This is a genomic window from Massilia sp. BAP21, from assembly GCF_057801335.1.
Window position 1 is genome coordinate 3,935,032 of the sequence record NZ_CM173596.1, and the last position, 12,414, is coordinate 3,947,445.

General features: G+C 64.2%; 24 protein-coding genes. 23 read left to right on the forward strand and 1 reads right to left on the reverse strand.

Annotated features, from left to right (window positions below):
- Positions 1 to 50: 50 nt before the first annotated feature.
- From ACWYRN_RS17360 to ACWYRN_RS17395, 8 genes are all read left to right on the forward strand, one after another.
- Entirely contained in the window at positions 51 to 299 is a 249-nt protein-coding gene (locus tag ACWYRN_RS17360; RefSeq protein ID WP_488688806.1) for a Cro/CI family transcriptional regulator, read from the forward strand.
- Positions 300 to 409: 110 nt separating this feature from the next.
- Positions 410 to 979 carry a toxin YdaT family protein gene (locus ACWYRN_RS17365; RefSeq protein WP_488688807.1) on the forward strand — a complete coding sequence of 190 codons (570 nt, stop codon included), beginning with the start codon at positions 410 to 412 and terminating at the stop codon, positions 977 to 979.
- Positions 980 to 1,036: 57 nt separating this feature from the next.
- A complete protein-coding gene (locus ACWYRN_RS17370) occupies positions 1,037 to 1,321 on the forward strand; it encodes a hypothetical protein (protein ID WP_488688808.1) in 285 nt (94 codons plus the stop codon).
- Positions 1,322 to 1,395: 74 nt separating this feature from the next.
- Positions 1,396 to 1,872, forward strand: coding sequence for a hypothetical protein (locus ACWYRN_RS17375; RefSeq protein WP_488688809.1), 477 nt, complete (start codon positions 1,396 to 1,398; stop codon positions 1,870 to 1,872).
- Positions 1,869 to 2,603, forward strand: coding sequence for a hypothetical protein (locus ACWYRN_RS17380; protein WP_488688810.1), 735 nt, complete (start codon positions 1,869 to 1,871; stop codon positions 2,601 to 2,603). Before ACWYRN_RS17375 ends, ACWYRN_RS17380 begins: the two co-directional genes overlap by 4 nt.
- A complete protein-coding gene (locus ACWYRN_RS17385) occupies positions 2,600 to 3,073 on the forward strand; it encodes an ArsR family transcriptional regulator (RefSeq protein ID WP_488688811.1) in 474 nt (157 codons plus the stop codon). The genes ACWYRN_RS17380 and ACWYRN_RS17385 overlap by 4 nt, the downstream gene beginning before the upstream one ends.
- Positions 3,070 to 4,299, forward strand: coding sequence for a phosphoadenosine phosphosulfate reductase domain-containing protein (locus tag ACWYRN_RS17390; RefSeq protein ID WP_488688812.1), 1,230 nt, complete (start codon positions 3,070 to 3,072; stop codon positions 4,297 to 4,299). Before ACWYRN_RS17385 ends, ACWYRN_RS17390 begins: the two co-directional genes overlap by 4 nt.
- Before the next feature lie 145 nt (positions 4,300 to 4,444).
- Positions 4,445 to 4,831: a hypothetical protein gene (locus ACWYRN_RS17395; RefSeq protein WP_488688813.1), complete on the forward strand. Its 387-nt coding sequence runs from the start codon at positions 4,445 to 4,447 to the stop codon at positions 4,829 to 4,831.
- A gap of 14 nt (positions 4,832 to 4,845) precedes the next feature.
- Here the strand turns inward: ACWYRN_RS17395 and ACWYRN_RS17400 are convergent, their stop codons facing one another.
- Positions 4,846 to 5,532: a hypothetical protein gene (locus ACWYRN_RS17400; protein WP_488688814.1), complete on the reverse strand. Its 687-nt coding sequence runs from the start codon at positions 5,530 to 5,532 to the stop codon at positions 4,846 to 4,848.
- A gap of 14 nt (positions 5,533 to 5,546) precedes the next feature.
- Here ACWYRN_RS17400 and ACWYRN_RS17405 point away from each other — a divergent pair, with 14 nt between their 5' ends.
- The 15 genes from ACWYRN_RS17405 (at position 5,547) to ACWYRN_RS17475 (ending at position 12,343) form a co-directional block, all read left to right on the forward strand.
- Entirely contained in the window at positions 5,547 to 6,026 is a 480-nt protein-coding gene (locus ACWYRN_RS17405) for a nuclease domain-containing protein (RefSeq protein ID WP_488688815.1), read from the forward strand.
- Positions 6,023 to 6,592, forward strand: coding sequence for an NUMOD4 domain-containing protein (locus ACWYRN_RS17410; RefSeq protein WP_488688816.1), 570 nt, complete (start codon positions 6,023 to 6,025; stop codon positions 6,590 to 6,592). Before ACWYRN_RS17405 ends, ACWYRN_RS17410 begins: the two co-directional genes overlap by 4 nt.
- Positions 6,589 to 7,077: a hypothetical protein gene (locus ACWYRN_RS17415; protein ID WP_488688817.1), complete on the forward strand. Its 489-nt coding sequence runs from the start codon at positions 6,589 to 6,591 to the stop codon at positions 7,075 to 7,077. The genes ACWYRN_RS17410 and ACWYRN_RS17415 overlap by 4 nt, the downstream gene beginning before the upstream one ends.
- Positions 7,078 to 7,106: 29 nt before the next feature.
- Positions 7,107 to 7,832 (forward strand): phage antirepressor KilAC domain-containing protein, encoded by a 726-nt coding sequence (locus tag ACWYRN_RS17420; protein ID WP_488688818.1) that lies wholly within the window; start codon positions 7,107 to 7,109, stop codon positions 7,830 to 7,832.
- Entirely contained in the window at positions 7,825 to 8,505 is a 681-nt protein-coding gene (locus ACWYRN_RS17425; protein WP_488688819.1) for a hypothetical protein, read from the forward strand. Before ACWYRN_RS17420 ends, ACWYRN_RS17425 begins: the two co-directional genes overlap by 8 nt.
- On the forward strand, positions 8,502 to 8,759 hold the full coding sequence (locus ACWYRN_RS17430) for a hypothetical protein (RefSeq protein ID WP_488688820.1): 258 nt from the start codon (positions 8,502 to 8,504) through the stop codon (positions 8,757 to 8,759). Before ACWYRN_RS17425 ends, ACWYRN_RS17430 begins: the two co-directional genes overlap by 4 nt.
- A gap of 1 nt (position 8,760) precedes the next feature.
- Complete coding sequence (locus ACWYRN_RS17435; protein WP_488688821.1) at positions 8,761 to 9,234, forward strand: dATP/dGTP diphosphohydrolase domain-containing protein; 474 nt, start codon at positions 8,761 to 8,763, stop codon at positions 9,232 to 9,234.
- Positions 9,231 to 9,581, forward strand: coding sequence for a DUF1064 domain-containing protein (locus ACWYRN_RS17440; protein WP_488688822.1), 351 nt, complete (start codon positions 9,231 to 9,233; stop codon positions 9,579 to 9,581). The genes ACWYRN_RS17435 and ACWYRN_RS17440 overlap by 4 nt, the downstream gene beginning before the upstream one ends.
- 102 nt (positions 9,582 to 9,683) lie before the next feature.
- On the forward strand, positions 9,684 to 10,238 hold the full coding sequence (locus ACWYRN_RS17445) for a hypothetical protein (RefSeq protein ID WP_488688823.1): 555 nt from the start codon (positions 9,684 to 9,686) through the stop codon (positions 10,236 to 10,238).
- A gap of 282 nt (positions 10,239 to 10,520) precedes the next feature.
- Positions 10,521 to 10,883, forward strand: a complete 363-nt coding sequence (locus ACWYRN_RS17450; RefSeq protein ID WP_488688824.1) for a Gp49 family protein — start codon at positions 10,521 to 10,523, stop codon at positions 10,881 to 10,883.
- 267 nt (positions 10,884 to 11,150) lie between these two features.
- Positions 11,151 to 11,396: a hypothetical protein gene (locus tag ACWYRN_RS17455; protein ID WP_488688825.1), complete on the forward strand. Its 246-nt coding sequence runs from the start codon at positions 11,151 to 11,153 to the stop codon at positions 11,394 to 11,396.
- Entirely contained in the window at positions 11,393 to 11,647 is a 255-nt protein-coding gene (locus tag ACWYRN_RS17460) for a hypothetical protein (RefSeq protein ID WP_488688826.1), read from the forward strand. Before ACWYRN_RS17455 ends, ACWYRN_RS17460 begins: the two co-directional genes overlap by 4 nt.
- On the forward strand, positions 11,647 to 11,862 hold the full coding sequence (locus ACWYRN_RS17465; RefSeq protein WP_488688827.1) for a hypothetical protein: 216 nt from the start codon (positions 11,647 to 11,649) through the stop codon (positions 11,860 to 11,862). The genes ACWYRN_RS17460 and ACWYRN_RS17465 overlap by 1 nt, the downstream gene beginning before the upstream one ends.
- The gene (locus ACWYRN_RS17470) at positions 11,862 to 12,020 is read left to right on the forward strand and encodes a hypothetical protein (RefSeq protein WP_488688828.1); all 159 of its coding nucleotides are present in this window, start codon (positions 11,862 to 11,864) and stop codon (positions 12,018 to 12,020) included. Before ACWYRN_RS17465 ends, ACWYRN_RS17470 begins: the two co-directional genes overlap by 1 nt.
- Positions 12,020 to 12,343 carry an HNH endonuclease gene (locus ACWYRN_RS17475; RefSeq protein ID WP_488688829.1) on the forward strand — a complete coding sequence of 108 codons (324 nt, stop codon included), beginning with the start codon at positions 12,020 to 12,022 and terminating at the stop codon, positions 12,341 to 12,343. Before ACWYRN_RS17470 ends, ACWYRN_RS17475 begins: the two co-directional genes overlap by 1 nt.
- Positions 12,344 to 12,414 lie beyond the last annotated feature (71 nt).

Genomic DNA, 12,414 nt, shown 5'->3' on the forward strand with positions numbered 1-12,414 from the left:
TTCGCTTTAGCGTGCTTGCATGTTCAACTTTAGTAGGCTAAAGTATCGACATGGATAAAGACCTGACGCCTGACGAGATCATCGATGCCCTGGGCGGGACATCAAAGGTTGCACAGATGTGTGACGTGACCGACTCCGCAGTATCGCAGTGGAGGGTCAATGGCATCCCGAAGCCTCAGCTGCGATTCCTTCGCCTTGCAAGGCCTGAAGTGTTTGCGACTCTTGAGTCCACCAATCCCGCGCCCCGGCGGCGCGCCTCCGACTCGCTGCCAGTAGCCGCGCCGGCGCCAAAGCTGTAAGCCAGTTCGGCGCATTGCGGCAATTGGCGCGAAGTGCAGTGTGTGGTCGTTTTCATAGTCGTGGTCAGTTCTTCAGTGTCGTTAGATTAACTTTCTATTTAGAAAAAGTCATGAATATCAATCCTCAGCCGAACGGCATCGCAAGCATCCTGCGCACCGAGATCGAAGCCTGGCGCCGTGTCGGGAACATCAGCCGCGAGGCGGTGGGCGCCGCTGTGATCGATGCGCACGCCGAGCTGGGCGGCGAGGCCGCAACCGGCGTGGAGTTCACCTTCACTGGCGACACGTACACCCAGGCGAAGAAGGCCGCGCAGAAGCTGTTCCGCTGGCTCGACGCGGGCGACACGCTGCCGGCCAACATGGTGCCGGCGATCCTGGCTGTGCTGCCGCTGGACGTGCGCCTGCACTGCCTGAACCAGATGTTCCGCCCGCTGGGCGCCGAGGCCCGCAGCCTGGAGGCGGTGGCGCCGGCGCGCTTCGACGGCCTGCCACACCTGCAGGCCATGGTGAAGGAGGGCGGCGAGGCCAAGTCGGCAGTGATCGCGGCGATCAGCGCGCCGACCCCCGAGGCTCTCAGCACCGCCATCAAGGAAGTGACCGAATCGATCGAGGCCGACACGGCAGCCAAGCGCGCGCTTGAGGCGGCGCTGGCCGGTGCCCAGGCCCACCAGTCGACGTAAGCAGTGCCCAGGCGGCGGGGCACGCCGTCACCAATACAACGAGAACACGGAGGAAAGATGAGCAATGCAACCGCAGCAGCAGTGAACGAAAAGGCCGAGGCGTTCAACCCGGCTGCGCTGCTGGACACGCTGATCACGACGCTGCGCTTGAAGAACGATGCACGCCTTGCCGCTGCGCTGGAAGTGGCGCCGCCGGTGATCAGCAAGATCCGCCACGGCCGCCTGCCGGTGGGCGCTTCGATGCTGATTCGCATGCACGAGGTGAGCGAGCTGTCGATTCGCGACCTGCGCGCCCTGATGGGCGATCGTCGCAAGCAGTTCCGCGCGGCAGGGTCGATGTAGGGAAGGTGCAGCAGAAATGACAAAGCCCGGCGGCAACCGGGCTTCTTGAAACAAGTACAACTACGGAGAACCGCATGTTAGCACAAGAAATTCAGACGCCGGCGCAAACCGGCGAAGAGCAGTCTTCGCACGCCGTGTTCGCGACGCGCGATGCGCACTGGAAGATGGTCCTGCTGGGCCTGCTGAACGCCGCGCGCACCCTGGGCAAGACCTACCTGCAGGAAGAGCACGACGATGTGCGCGCCTGTGTCGACGCTGACCACCACGCCGCCGTGCGCGACCTGTTCGCCCAGGTCAAGCGCGCCGAGGCTCTGGGCCTGACCGTGGTCGGCGCCACGCAGCTGGCCACCACCGGCCGCGCCGAGGTAGAGCTGTGGTCGGTCGTCAACGAAGAGTTCTCGGCCTGCTCGCTGCGCGACCTGATCGCTGCGAACGACTGGCTGCGGCCGGGCGACGCGGTGTTCAAGGCCGAGACCGTGCTGCGCCACACCCTGACCGAAGCCGACTTCAAAGCAGTTGCGGCCCCGGCCGAGATCGGCGGTGCAGCATGAGCGCGCTAACCCAAGAAAAGTTCTTGCGCGAAGTAGCTGGCCACGGCATGACCATCATCCGCGACGACGGCGTGCATCGCCACGTTCGGTTCAAGCGTCCGGATACGAGCTGCGCGCACTTCGACCTGGTTACCTGGCCTGGCTACCTCTGCTACAGCGGCGATATGGGCACCTTCGTGTTCTCCCGCCTGTTCGACATGTTCGATTTCTTCCGCCGCTCGCACAAGGAAAACCTGTTCGCGATCGACCATCACTACTGGGCCGAGAAGGTCGAGGCCGGCGACCAGCGCAGCCGCGGTGATGGCGTGCGCGAGTTCAGCAAGGCAAAGTTCGACGCCGGCGTGCGCCAGTGGGTCGAGGAGTTCGCCAAGGCCGAGCTGGAAGAGGCGGCAGAGATCGGTGAAACCGAACTGTGCACGACCGCCATGAACGACCTGCGCGCCGCGGTGGAACGTGAAGTCATCGGCGCCGACGACAACGACGTCCGGAGCTATGACGCCGCCAACGAGTTCCGGTTCTGCGCAAGCGACAGCGAGGCCTGGAGTGCGTTGTTCGGTGGGGAGAAGACGTTCGAGTTCGTCGACTTCTGGGAATGTGACCACCAGGTATTCACTCACCGCTTCCAGTGGTGCTGTTTTGCCCTGGTCTGGGCCATCAAGCAATACGACGACGCGAAAGCCGCAGCTGCTGCTGCAGTGGCACCGACGGCGAATGAAGAGGTTCCGGCATGACCCGCGCCCACCACGTAACCCACGGCCAGACCATCCAGCGTATGGAGCGCCTGCGCACCCTGGTCACCGAGCTGCTGACCCGCGACCTGCAGGCCGACGAGCTGGCCGACGTGCTGAAGCTCAGCCCCTCCGGCGCCCGCAAGTACGTCGGCGACCTAACTGCCGCTGGCGTCATCGCCCTGGCGATCCCGGTCGACGGCGCCATGTCGGTGGTTCGCCGCGTCTATACCCTGGCCGTCACCCCGGAGCAGGCCCAGGCATACCTGGCCAGCCTCGCCACCACCGCCCCGGTGCGCGCCGCGCGCGAGTCGAAGTCGGCGCTCAGCATCGCCGGCCGCGACCCGAGCCGCCGCTTCCACATCATGCAGGACGACGCGCCGTTCTCGATCCGCGTCAGCCGCGCGCCAGCCATGCGCGACCCGCTCGTGGCCGCATTCTTCGGCGCCGGCCGTCATGAGGTGCGCGCGTGAACCAGGCCGATATCTTTGGTGCCGGCGCGCAGCGCCTGCAGATGACCGAATCCATCGAGCTGACGATCCAATCGTTGCAGGCCTACGGGGCCTCGCACGAACACTGGGGCATCGCATGGTCGGGCGGCAAGGACAGCTCGGCTACGCTGACGCTGATCATCTGGCTCCTCGACACTGGCAAGATCGCGCGCCCGAAGTCGATCACCGTGTTCTACGCCGACACGCGTCAGGAGCTGATCCCGCTGGCCGTGGCCGCGCGCCACATCATGGACGAGCTGGAAGAGCGTGGCATCCGCGTGGAAGTCGTGACGGCGCCCATGGACAAGCGCTTTATGGTCTACATCCTGGGCCGCGGCGTGCCGCCGCCGAACAACAACACGCTGCGCTGGTGCACCCGCCAGATCAAGATCGACCCGATGGAGCAGGCCCTGCGCGACCGCCTCGACCAGCTCGACGGCCAGATCCTGATGATCACCGGCGTGCGGCAGGGCGAGAGCGCAATCCGCGATCGCCGCATCGAGATGAGCTGCGGGAAGGACGGCGCCGAATGCGGCCAGGGCTGGTATCAGCAGGTGCTGCCAAACGCGAAGGGCCTGCGCGGGCGACTGGCCACCCTGGCGCCGCTGCTCCACTGGCGCGTTTGCCACGTGTGGGAGTGGCTGAAGCACTGGGCGCCGGCCGAACAGTTCGGCGACTGGAGCACGGCCATGATCGCGGATGCCTATGGTGGCGACGAGGCGGAAGAGATCAACGCGCGCACCGGCTGCATCGGCTGTGCCCTGGCCCAGGAAGACAAGGCGCTCGACAGCGTGCTGCTGCTGCCGGCTTGGTCGTACCTGGCGCCGCTCAAGGGCCTGCGTCCGCTGTGGCGCGAACTGCGCGAGCCGCAACACCGGCTGCGCAAGGCCGGCGCCGAGCTGCTGAAGGACGGCAGCATCGCCAAAAATCCGCAGCGCATGGGGCCGATCACGCTCGAGGCGCGCCAGATGGGCCTCGACCGGGTGCTGGGCATTCAGGCCGAGATCAACGCCGCCGCGCGCGCACTGGGCCGGCCGGAGATCGACCTGATCAATCCTGAGGAAGAGGGGCGCATTCGTGAGCTGATCGCTGCTGGCACCTGGCCGCAGGGCTGGGAGGGCGACGAGCCCATCGCGACCACGATCATGGACACCGTCTACCAGAACGGCGCCGTGCAGCCGCGGCTGTTTTCGGAGGCAGAACTTTGATCGCCACTACCTACATCCACAGCACCGTACCGCGCTGCATCGCCTGCGGCCGCCTCCAGGGCGAGCCTCACGCTGGCGGCTGCAAGTACGAACCATTCACTATTCGGAGGGCTCAGTAATGGGCAGGCGCAGTCAAAACCCACGTGTGCCGAGCAAGCACACCTTCCCGCACTCGGCCGGGGCGTACCTGTACCGGCATGGTCCGCAAACCGAAGACGCGTTGTTCAAGGCGATGGGCGACAGCGTGCGCAAGGAAGGCCGCGGTGAACTGATTCAGCGTTGCCTGAGCAGCGGCTGGTTCACCCTGGCTCAGAACGACCTGATCAACTGCAGCGAGTTCGCCCGCGCGCACTACGACAAGCTCGAAGGCCTGGTGAAAGTCGAGTATGTCGGCCAGATCGCGGTGTCGCGCGCGCCGACGGCGTACACCCAGCCGCCGCTGAGCCGCAAGTACATCCCGAACGCGCGCGGCATCCGTCAGGACATTCCAGCCTGGTCGGTGCGTAATGGCCACTCCGTTCACAAGGCATAGTCATGGGCATCAAGCTATACATCCGGGCACGCGCGAGAAAGAGTGGCCAGAAGAGTGCGCATTTCGGCGATTGTTGGGTTGAAGGCTGCTCGGAGTGTGTGCCCGTACATGGTCAATCCCCGGAGTGCGCCGGCGAACTCGCCATCAGCAGCGCGCGGAGGATTCGCTCGATATCGGATTTCCACCTCATCAAGCTCCTCGGCCAGCGTGTTATGAACTTGCGCCGTGATCGCCAAGCTTTTGGCGGCAGCGTAGGTGTGGATTATTTCGCGTTGAATGCGCGGGTCAGGAATGACGCCGAGTTTCGGTATGAGCTTGTCGAAAATTGGGAAGGGATATTCCGGAAGACCGAAGGTATAACGAATCGGATTTCCAACTTCAATGTGGTTGAGGACTGGAAGCACCTCTCGTTCCAAGTACGCAAGGCTGGTTTCTACCTCGGACTTGAGGCTCTGGAGCACGCCAGATATCTCTGCATTATCTCGCTCGTCATCGCGCAAACGCTGTTGGGCAGCTTGGTCCCAACTTACCCACACAGCAACAAGAATGGCCGAGATCGAGCCTACCGCTTGTACCCACGCTGGCCAGTCGAAATTGTGTGGGGATACGAAGGTACGCGCGATAAACAGAGCGAGTGCATCGGCGGCGCCGAGCAGGTAGAGGGGTGCGAAACGCTTGGAATGGCTGAGCTTGGTTGTCATAAAGGCATCTTAGCATGATGCGCCGCTCACCCCTCAACCCAGGCAAGCCGCTGCAGCGCAAGACGGCGATGTCGCGCGGAACCGGCTTCAAGACCCCAGCCGCCAGCGCCGGCCTGCTGCGCGTTGCCGCCACCCAGACCAAGGCCCGCGCCCGTGCACCGAAGTTAGCGAGGTCAATGAAGTCACGGCGCCCGAAGATGACGCCGATCCGTGCCTCGGCGCATAACCAAGAATGCACGCTGCGCTTCCCTGGCATCTGCAATCGCAACCCGGAGACCACCGTCTGGTGCCACTCCAACCGCCTGGCGGATGGCAAGGGCATGAGCTTGAAGGCTCCGGACGAGCAAGGCTGTTACGGGTGCTCTGACTGCCACGCGTGGCTGGACGGCGGGTATGCGGCCAGCGGTGCGAGCCGGGAATCGGTCGATGAGCGCTTCGACGCCGCCCGAGCCGAGAGTCAAGGAATTCTGAAATCGAAAGGGCTGATGCCATGACCATTGAAATTTGGAAGCCGATCCCTGGCTTCGGCGGGCACTATGAGGCGTCCAGCTTGGGAAATGTTCGGGTAAAGCAGCGGACCATCATCAAGCCGCACTCCCGATCTAGCAAGCCGTGGCCCTATACCTACTCAGCCCGCCAGCTTAAGTTGATCCCCGATCAGAAGGGCTATTTGTGCGTAAGCATTGGTGTCGACGGGAAGCGGATCAAGCTGCAGGCGCATCGTGCAGTGCTCATGGCCTTCGTGGGCCTGCCGCCTGCAGGGCTTGAGGCTTGCCACTGTAACGGTAAGTCGGACGATAACCGCATCGAGAATCTGCGTTGGGATACCCACTTGGCCAACAACCACGATCGACTCAAGCACGGCACCTACGACCGTGGGGAGGATCACGTCATGGCCAAGTATTCGGAAGCCGATATTCGTCGAATCCGGGCTGGCGAGATCTCGTTCTCAGACGCACGCCGAAGCCTCGGCATCAGCCTGACCCACTTTTACCGTGTGCGGAAGGGTGAGGGCTGGAAACACTTGAACTCGGGCGCGGCGCCACAGGAGGCTGTATGAAAAAGCGTCGAAACAAGCCGTACCGCCCGAAATACGTCGCCCGCAACGTCCTGACCACCATTTTCGGTGGAATGAGCGGCGACCACATCGAGCACCTCCGTCTGATCCAGATCCGCAGCCACAAGGCCCTGGCCGACATGGCGCAGGGCGCCGGCACCCGGGAGGGCTGGGACCTGCTGGTCGGCGCGATCAACATGGCCAACGTCATGTGCGAGCAGGGCATCGGCAACGAGTTCCGCCAGGTCACGATCGCCGCGCGCGATGCGCTGCTCGAGGTGGGCAAGCGCATCGTCAAGTTGGATCGCGTGATCATGCGGGGCGACGAGCTCAATGCGATCCGCGAGGGTCTGGAATGCCACGATGCTCAGTTAGAAAACGTCCGTGCGATCGACGTGGAGCGTGCATGCCGCGAGGTCGACCGGCGCGTGCGCCACCACATCAACTCGACCAGCGTCATGGGTGAACTGGCGAAGGAAGCCGCCTGACGCGGCTCCGATACTGGAAAGGAAACGATATGGGAAGCATGTTGACAATGCAGTTTGGCGCCGCCGCCAGCGCAACGATGTCCAGCCGGGATATCGCTGAGATGACCGGCAAGCGTCACGATAATGTATTGCGGGTCTGCTACGACCTGAAGGCGTCAGGGGTCACTCCTCAGATTGAGGAATGCCGTGTAATCAATGAGTTAGCGAACGGACGAGAATTTACGGAGTTCCGGCTCAATAAGCGCGACTCGCACATCTTGGTGGCGCGGCTGTCGCCAGAGTTCACCGGTCGTCTAGTTGATCGCTGGATGGAGCTGGAGGCCGCAGAGCCGGCGCCGGCGCTGCCGAAGACCTTCGCCGACGCGCTGCGCCTGGCCGCCGACCAGCAGGACATCATCACCGCCCAGGCTGCGCAGCTGGAGGCCGCGGCGCCGGCGGTGGAGTTCGTCGGCCGCTACGTCGAATCCACTGGCCTCATGACCTTCCGCCAGGTGGCGAAGCTGCTGCAGGTGAAAGAGCCCGAGTTCCGGCGATTTCTCCATGGGGCGAAGATCATGTACCCGCTGAACGGCGAGTGGACCGCACACGCCCAGCACATCGAGGCCGGCCGTTTCGAAATGCGCGCTGGCACCGCGCAGAGCAACGGGCACGCCTTCAACACGGCCAAATTTACCGCCAAGGGTGTCGAGTGGGTTGCGGGCGAGCTGGCGAAGTGGCAACTGAAACTGCGCAGCGGGGAGGCGGATCATGGTTGACCGTGCATCCCTGCGCCAGATTGCCGAGACCATGCCGGCCGTGCTGGTCGACGCGGCCACGCTGCTTGAACTGCTGGACGCCGCTGACCGCGCGCCAAAGGCCAAGACGCCGCGCGCGCCGCGCCAGGCCAACGACGATGACGAGAAGTGCGCGCGCTGGCTGTACGGCGCCATCCTCAACACCGCACCCAAGTTCAAGGAACCGAACTTCAAGGCGTGGGCGAACGATGTGCGCCTGATGCGCGAACGCGACGGCTGCACGCACCGCGAAATCTGCGAACTGCTGCAGTGGGCGCACACCATCCCCTTCTGGCGCGGGAACATCCTCAGCCCGGCGAAGCTCCGCGAGCACTGGGACCGGCTGACGATCCAGCGCGATGCCGCAGCCGCGCCGAAGCCGGCCGCAACTGCACCATGGTGGACGAGCGAGGCGGCGAAGCTGGCCAAGGCGAACGAGGTTGGTGTCGGGCCCGCGCGCATGGGCGAATCCGCGGCGGCCTGGGAGTCCCGCATCCGTGAGGCGATCGACAATGGCGGCAAGCCCCCGGCGCCACCGGCGCGCATCCGCCCGACCGACGCAGCCGCGAACGCGCCCGAGCAGCGAGGGATGAAGCCGGCCGGCCTGAACCTCAAGGCTCTGGTTGGCCCTGCGCCGGCACCGAGGGCCGCATGAAGGCGCCGGCCGGTGACATCTGCGCCCAGTGCACCCACTTCAAGATGAAGGGCTACCCGGAGCATGCCCGGGTGGGCCTGGGCCGGTGCATGGGCTACGACGCCACCTTCACCCCGCTGATCAATCCGTTCCTCGCCTGGAGCACCAAGGCGTGCCGGCGATTCAGCCGGGACTGGGCGGGCCGGGACGCTCGCCAGGCGTGGATCGACAAGCAGCAAGCGAAACAAGATGTCAAAACTGAAACGAAGGGATGAAATGATTGATTCACATGAAAAGCAACCACTCCACGCGCCCGACGGCGAGAAGCTGACCAACCCGAAGGACCTGGTCGGCGTGCGCAAGGTGCCAATGTCAACCGTGCCGGCCACGGTGCTGGCCGAGATCGGCGTGGCGATGCTGGAGGGCGCCAGCAAGTACGGACGGCACAATTACCGTGTGGTGGGCGTGCGCGGCTCCGTCTACTACGACGGCGTGATGCGCCATCTGATGGCCTGGTGGGAGGGCGAGGACCTGGACCCGGATTCGGGCATGTCGCACGTTACGAAGGCGATCACCTCGCTGGTGGTGCTCCGTGACGCGATGATGCAGGGGAAGTTCACGGACGACCGCCCGCCGCGCGCGGCGCCGTTCTACCCGGCCCTCAACGCCGCCTCCGCCGATATCATCGACCGCTACGCCGACCGCAAGCCGACGCACTGCACCATCACCTTCAACGGGCTGGGCACGTGAACCGGCAGAAGGCAATCCAGGCGCTGGGCCGCCTCAAGACCGGTGCCATGAACAAGACCGAGCAGGCCTATTGCGCGACGCTGGAGGCGCGCCGCGCGGCAGGCGAGGTAGCCTGGTACAAGTTCGAAGGGATCAAACTGCGCTTGGCGGACAACACGTTCTACAGTCCGGACTTCGCTGTCATGCTGGCTGATGGCGCGCTGGAGATGCACGAAGTGAAGGGTTACTGGCAGGACGATGCGCGGGCGAAGATCAAGATCGCCGCCGACATGTACCCGATGCGCTTCCTCGCGATCCAGGTGAAGCCGAGAAAGGAGGGCGGCGGCTGGGCCGTCGAGGAGTTCTAAGATGTGCTGAACTACGACATATTGTCATTTGGAAAAGTTCGGAACAGGCATTAATTTCCCGTGCGAATGGTAACCTCAGCAGGTCTATATAGAGGAGTTACCATGGGATTCGCAGATCGTTATGTCCACGCTTTGAGCGCTACGAATCTCAAGGACGACGAGCGCCACCACCAGGCCGAGCCCCTGCTCGCCGCCGCCTTCGCTGCTGCTGAGGTATCGGGCGATCTGGGGGCGCTGCTGCATCGCGTGAAGTTCGCCGATCCGCTCGCGCGCCAGGCCTTCGAAGGCAACGCCGGCAACCTTGCGCAGCTGCTGCGCTTGTGGACTGCAGAAGTGATCAAGCGCGGGCGCGCGCGCCGCTGGGTGCCGGAGAATACCGCCTGGGATGCCGACGCCGCACAGAAGCTGTATCGCAAGGTGGCCGAGCATTCGTTGGCCCACTGGCTGGACGGAAACTGCGCGCCATGCGGCGGCACCGGCGTGATTGAGAGCCGCACCTGTAAGTCATGCGCAGGCACCGGCAAGGCCGAGCTGGCCATGGCCGCCGGCTTCGTCCGTGAGCACACGCTCAACATGGTCAGCGAGTTGCACAGCATCGTTGACAGCCACGCCGCCCGCGCCGGCGCCAAGTTGCGGGCTGTGTCCGGTTGCGATTAAATGTGCTGCATTGTTGAGCAAATTCCCAGCAATTCGTGTAAACTGAAGGCCTTCATTCTTCCGGCCTCGTAATGTGCGCGCCGCGCCACCGATAACCGGAACTCGCGACAGTCCCCAGCCTTTGATGCTGTCGCACGTCCGTACAGATTGACCTTTCAATATGGCCCCGTCCTCTGCTTCCGAGCGCGGTGGGGCTCTCTTTATAGCTCACCACGCAGATAGCGTGGGAGCCCTAAGCCCGCCTCCGCAAGGACCGCGGGCTTTTCTATTTCCGGGGAATTCATGAACGACCAAGCAATCGAGCAGGAAATCCAGGCCAAGGGCAAGATCGCCCCGCGTGTTACGCCCGGCGACATCGAGGCGAACATCGCCAGGGAGCATTACTTCACTGCGGGCGACGGTGTGTATGGAAGTGAGGCGCTCCAGCACGGGCAGGGTTTCACGAATGAGCAAACGCTGAACCTCCTCACATTCTGCGTGCTGGTCCTGCGCAATGGCTTCACCGTCACCGGCGAATCGGCCTGCGCCTCGCCGGAGAACTTCGACGCCGAGATCGGCCGCAAGATCGCGCGCCAGAACGCAGTGCAGAAGATCTGGCCGCTGATGGGCTACGAACTGAAGCAGCGCCTGCACGCGGCAGCGTAACTGCCATCGGCAGCGTAGAAGCGCGACGACACGCGCACGGGATCAGACTTGCCCGACGAGTTCCGGAGCGCCCGCCCGGATAGCCTCGGAAGACGGCACCCACGCACATTCGAATACGACCTGGCGCTGGCCAGAACAGACGGGCGCTCACCCAGGCGCGCCACGTCGCCGGACGCTGTAACCGGCAAGAATGTCTCTCCAGGTTCCCCGCCTGGTTCGCCGCCTCTGCACCTATGCACGGGCGGCTTTTTTATTCCCGAGGCCGGCATGACCATCGAGTCCGAAATTAAGTGGCTGCGCATGCTGATCCAGATCTGCCGCGAGCAGGAAGCCCTGCAGGCCGAGCGGCAGGACTTCGACGCCTGGTACCGGCGGCGCCAGAACGCCGCCCATGCCGCGTACATGAAGCGCACCGACCAACACCTGGCATGCGACTGGCGCATCACTCGGCCCTCCTCACCCGAGGAGATCAGCCGGCTCTACAACATTCCACTGAATGAGGCTGAATCGTGAAGCCGATCTCCGAGCAGTACCGCGACCAGATTATCCGCAGCGTGGTGCCCGACCGGCCAGCCCTGTGCTACCCGGTGAACAAGCCCGAGGCCCTGGCCGACGTGTGCAAGCTGCTCGCCGATGGCTACGAGGCTAAGCGCCTGCTGCGCGCCAAGGGATGGGGCCAGGTCGGCATGACCGTGCTGGAGATCGCTCAGCTGCTGCCGTGCGCGCCGCAGCGGCCGGCGCGGAAGAAGAAAGGAAGACGCTGATGAACGACGCACCCGAAGCCCGCCGCTGCAACAAGGTCATGGCCAACAGCTTCGGCAAGGCCATGGCCGAGCATCTGGGGCTTGACCCGAAGCGCGTCACACTCGTGGTTGTTGAGGGGCGCCCCGGCGCACTGTTGACCGCCCAGGTGACCGTCGCTGTCAACGCCGACGACCTGGCTGCAGTGGCCGAGCGCATGAAGGAAGGAAGGCGCTGATGGCACGAACAACGATCACCGCCACTCTCAAGTGGCGTTGGTGGCTTAAGAGCTACCTGTTCGGCGTGGTGCTCACGGCCAAGCTGACCGGTTGCCAGCCCAACTGGGATCGCGTGCACTACTGGGTGCGCAAGGGCATCAAGATCGAGTTCCGCTGATGGTCTGGGGTACGAAGAGCCGCCACGAGCGCGGCTACGGCGCCGCTTGGGTAAAGCTGCGCACCAGGATCATGGAGCGCGATCACGGGCTGTGTCAGGTCTGCCGCCAGGCCGGCAGGGTCAGCGTCGCTTACGCGGTCGACCACATCACGAGCAAGGCCAACGCCACGCGCCTCAACTGGACGCAGGAGCAGATCGACGCCGAGAGCAACCTCCAGGCGATCTGCCGGCCCTGCCACGACGAGAAGACCGAGGTCGAGCAGGGCAAACGCAAGCGCCCGCGCACCAAGATCGGTGCCGACGGCTGGCCGGTCCCGGCCTGAGGGGAGGGGGGGTATCAAAAGTCCCCAGGCCTACCCCCTAGGGACCGTCCGGGTACCTCTTTCCGCACACC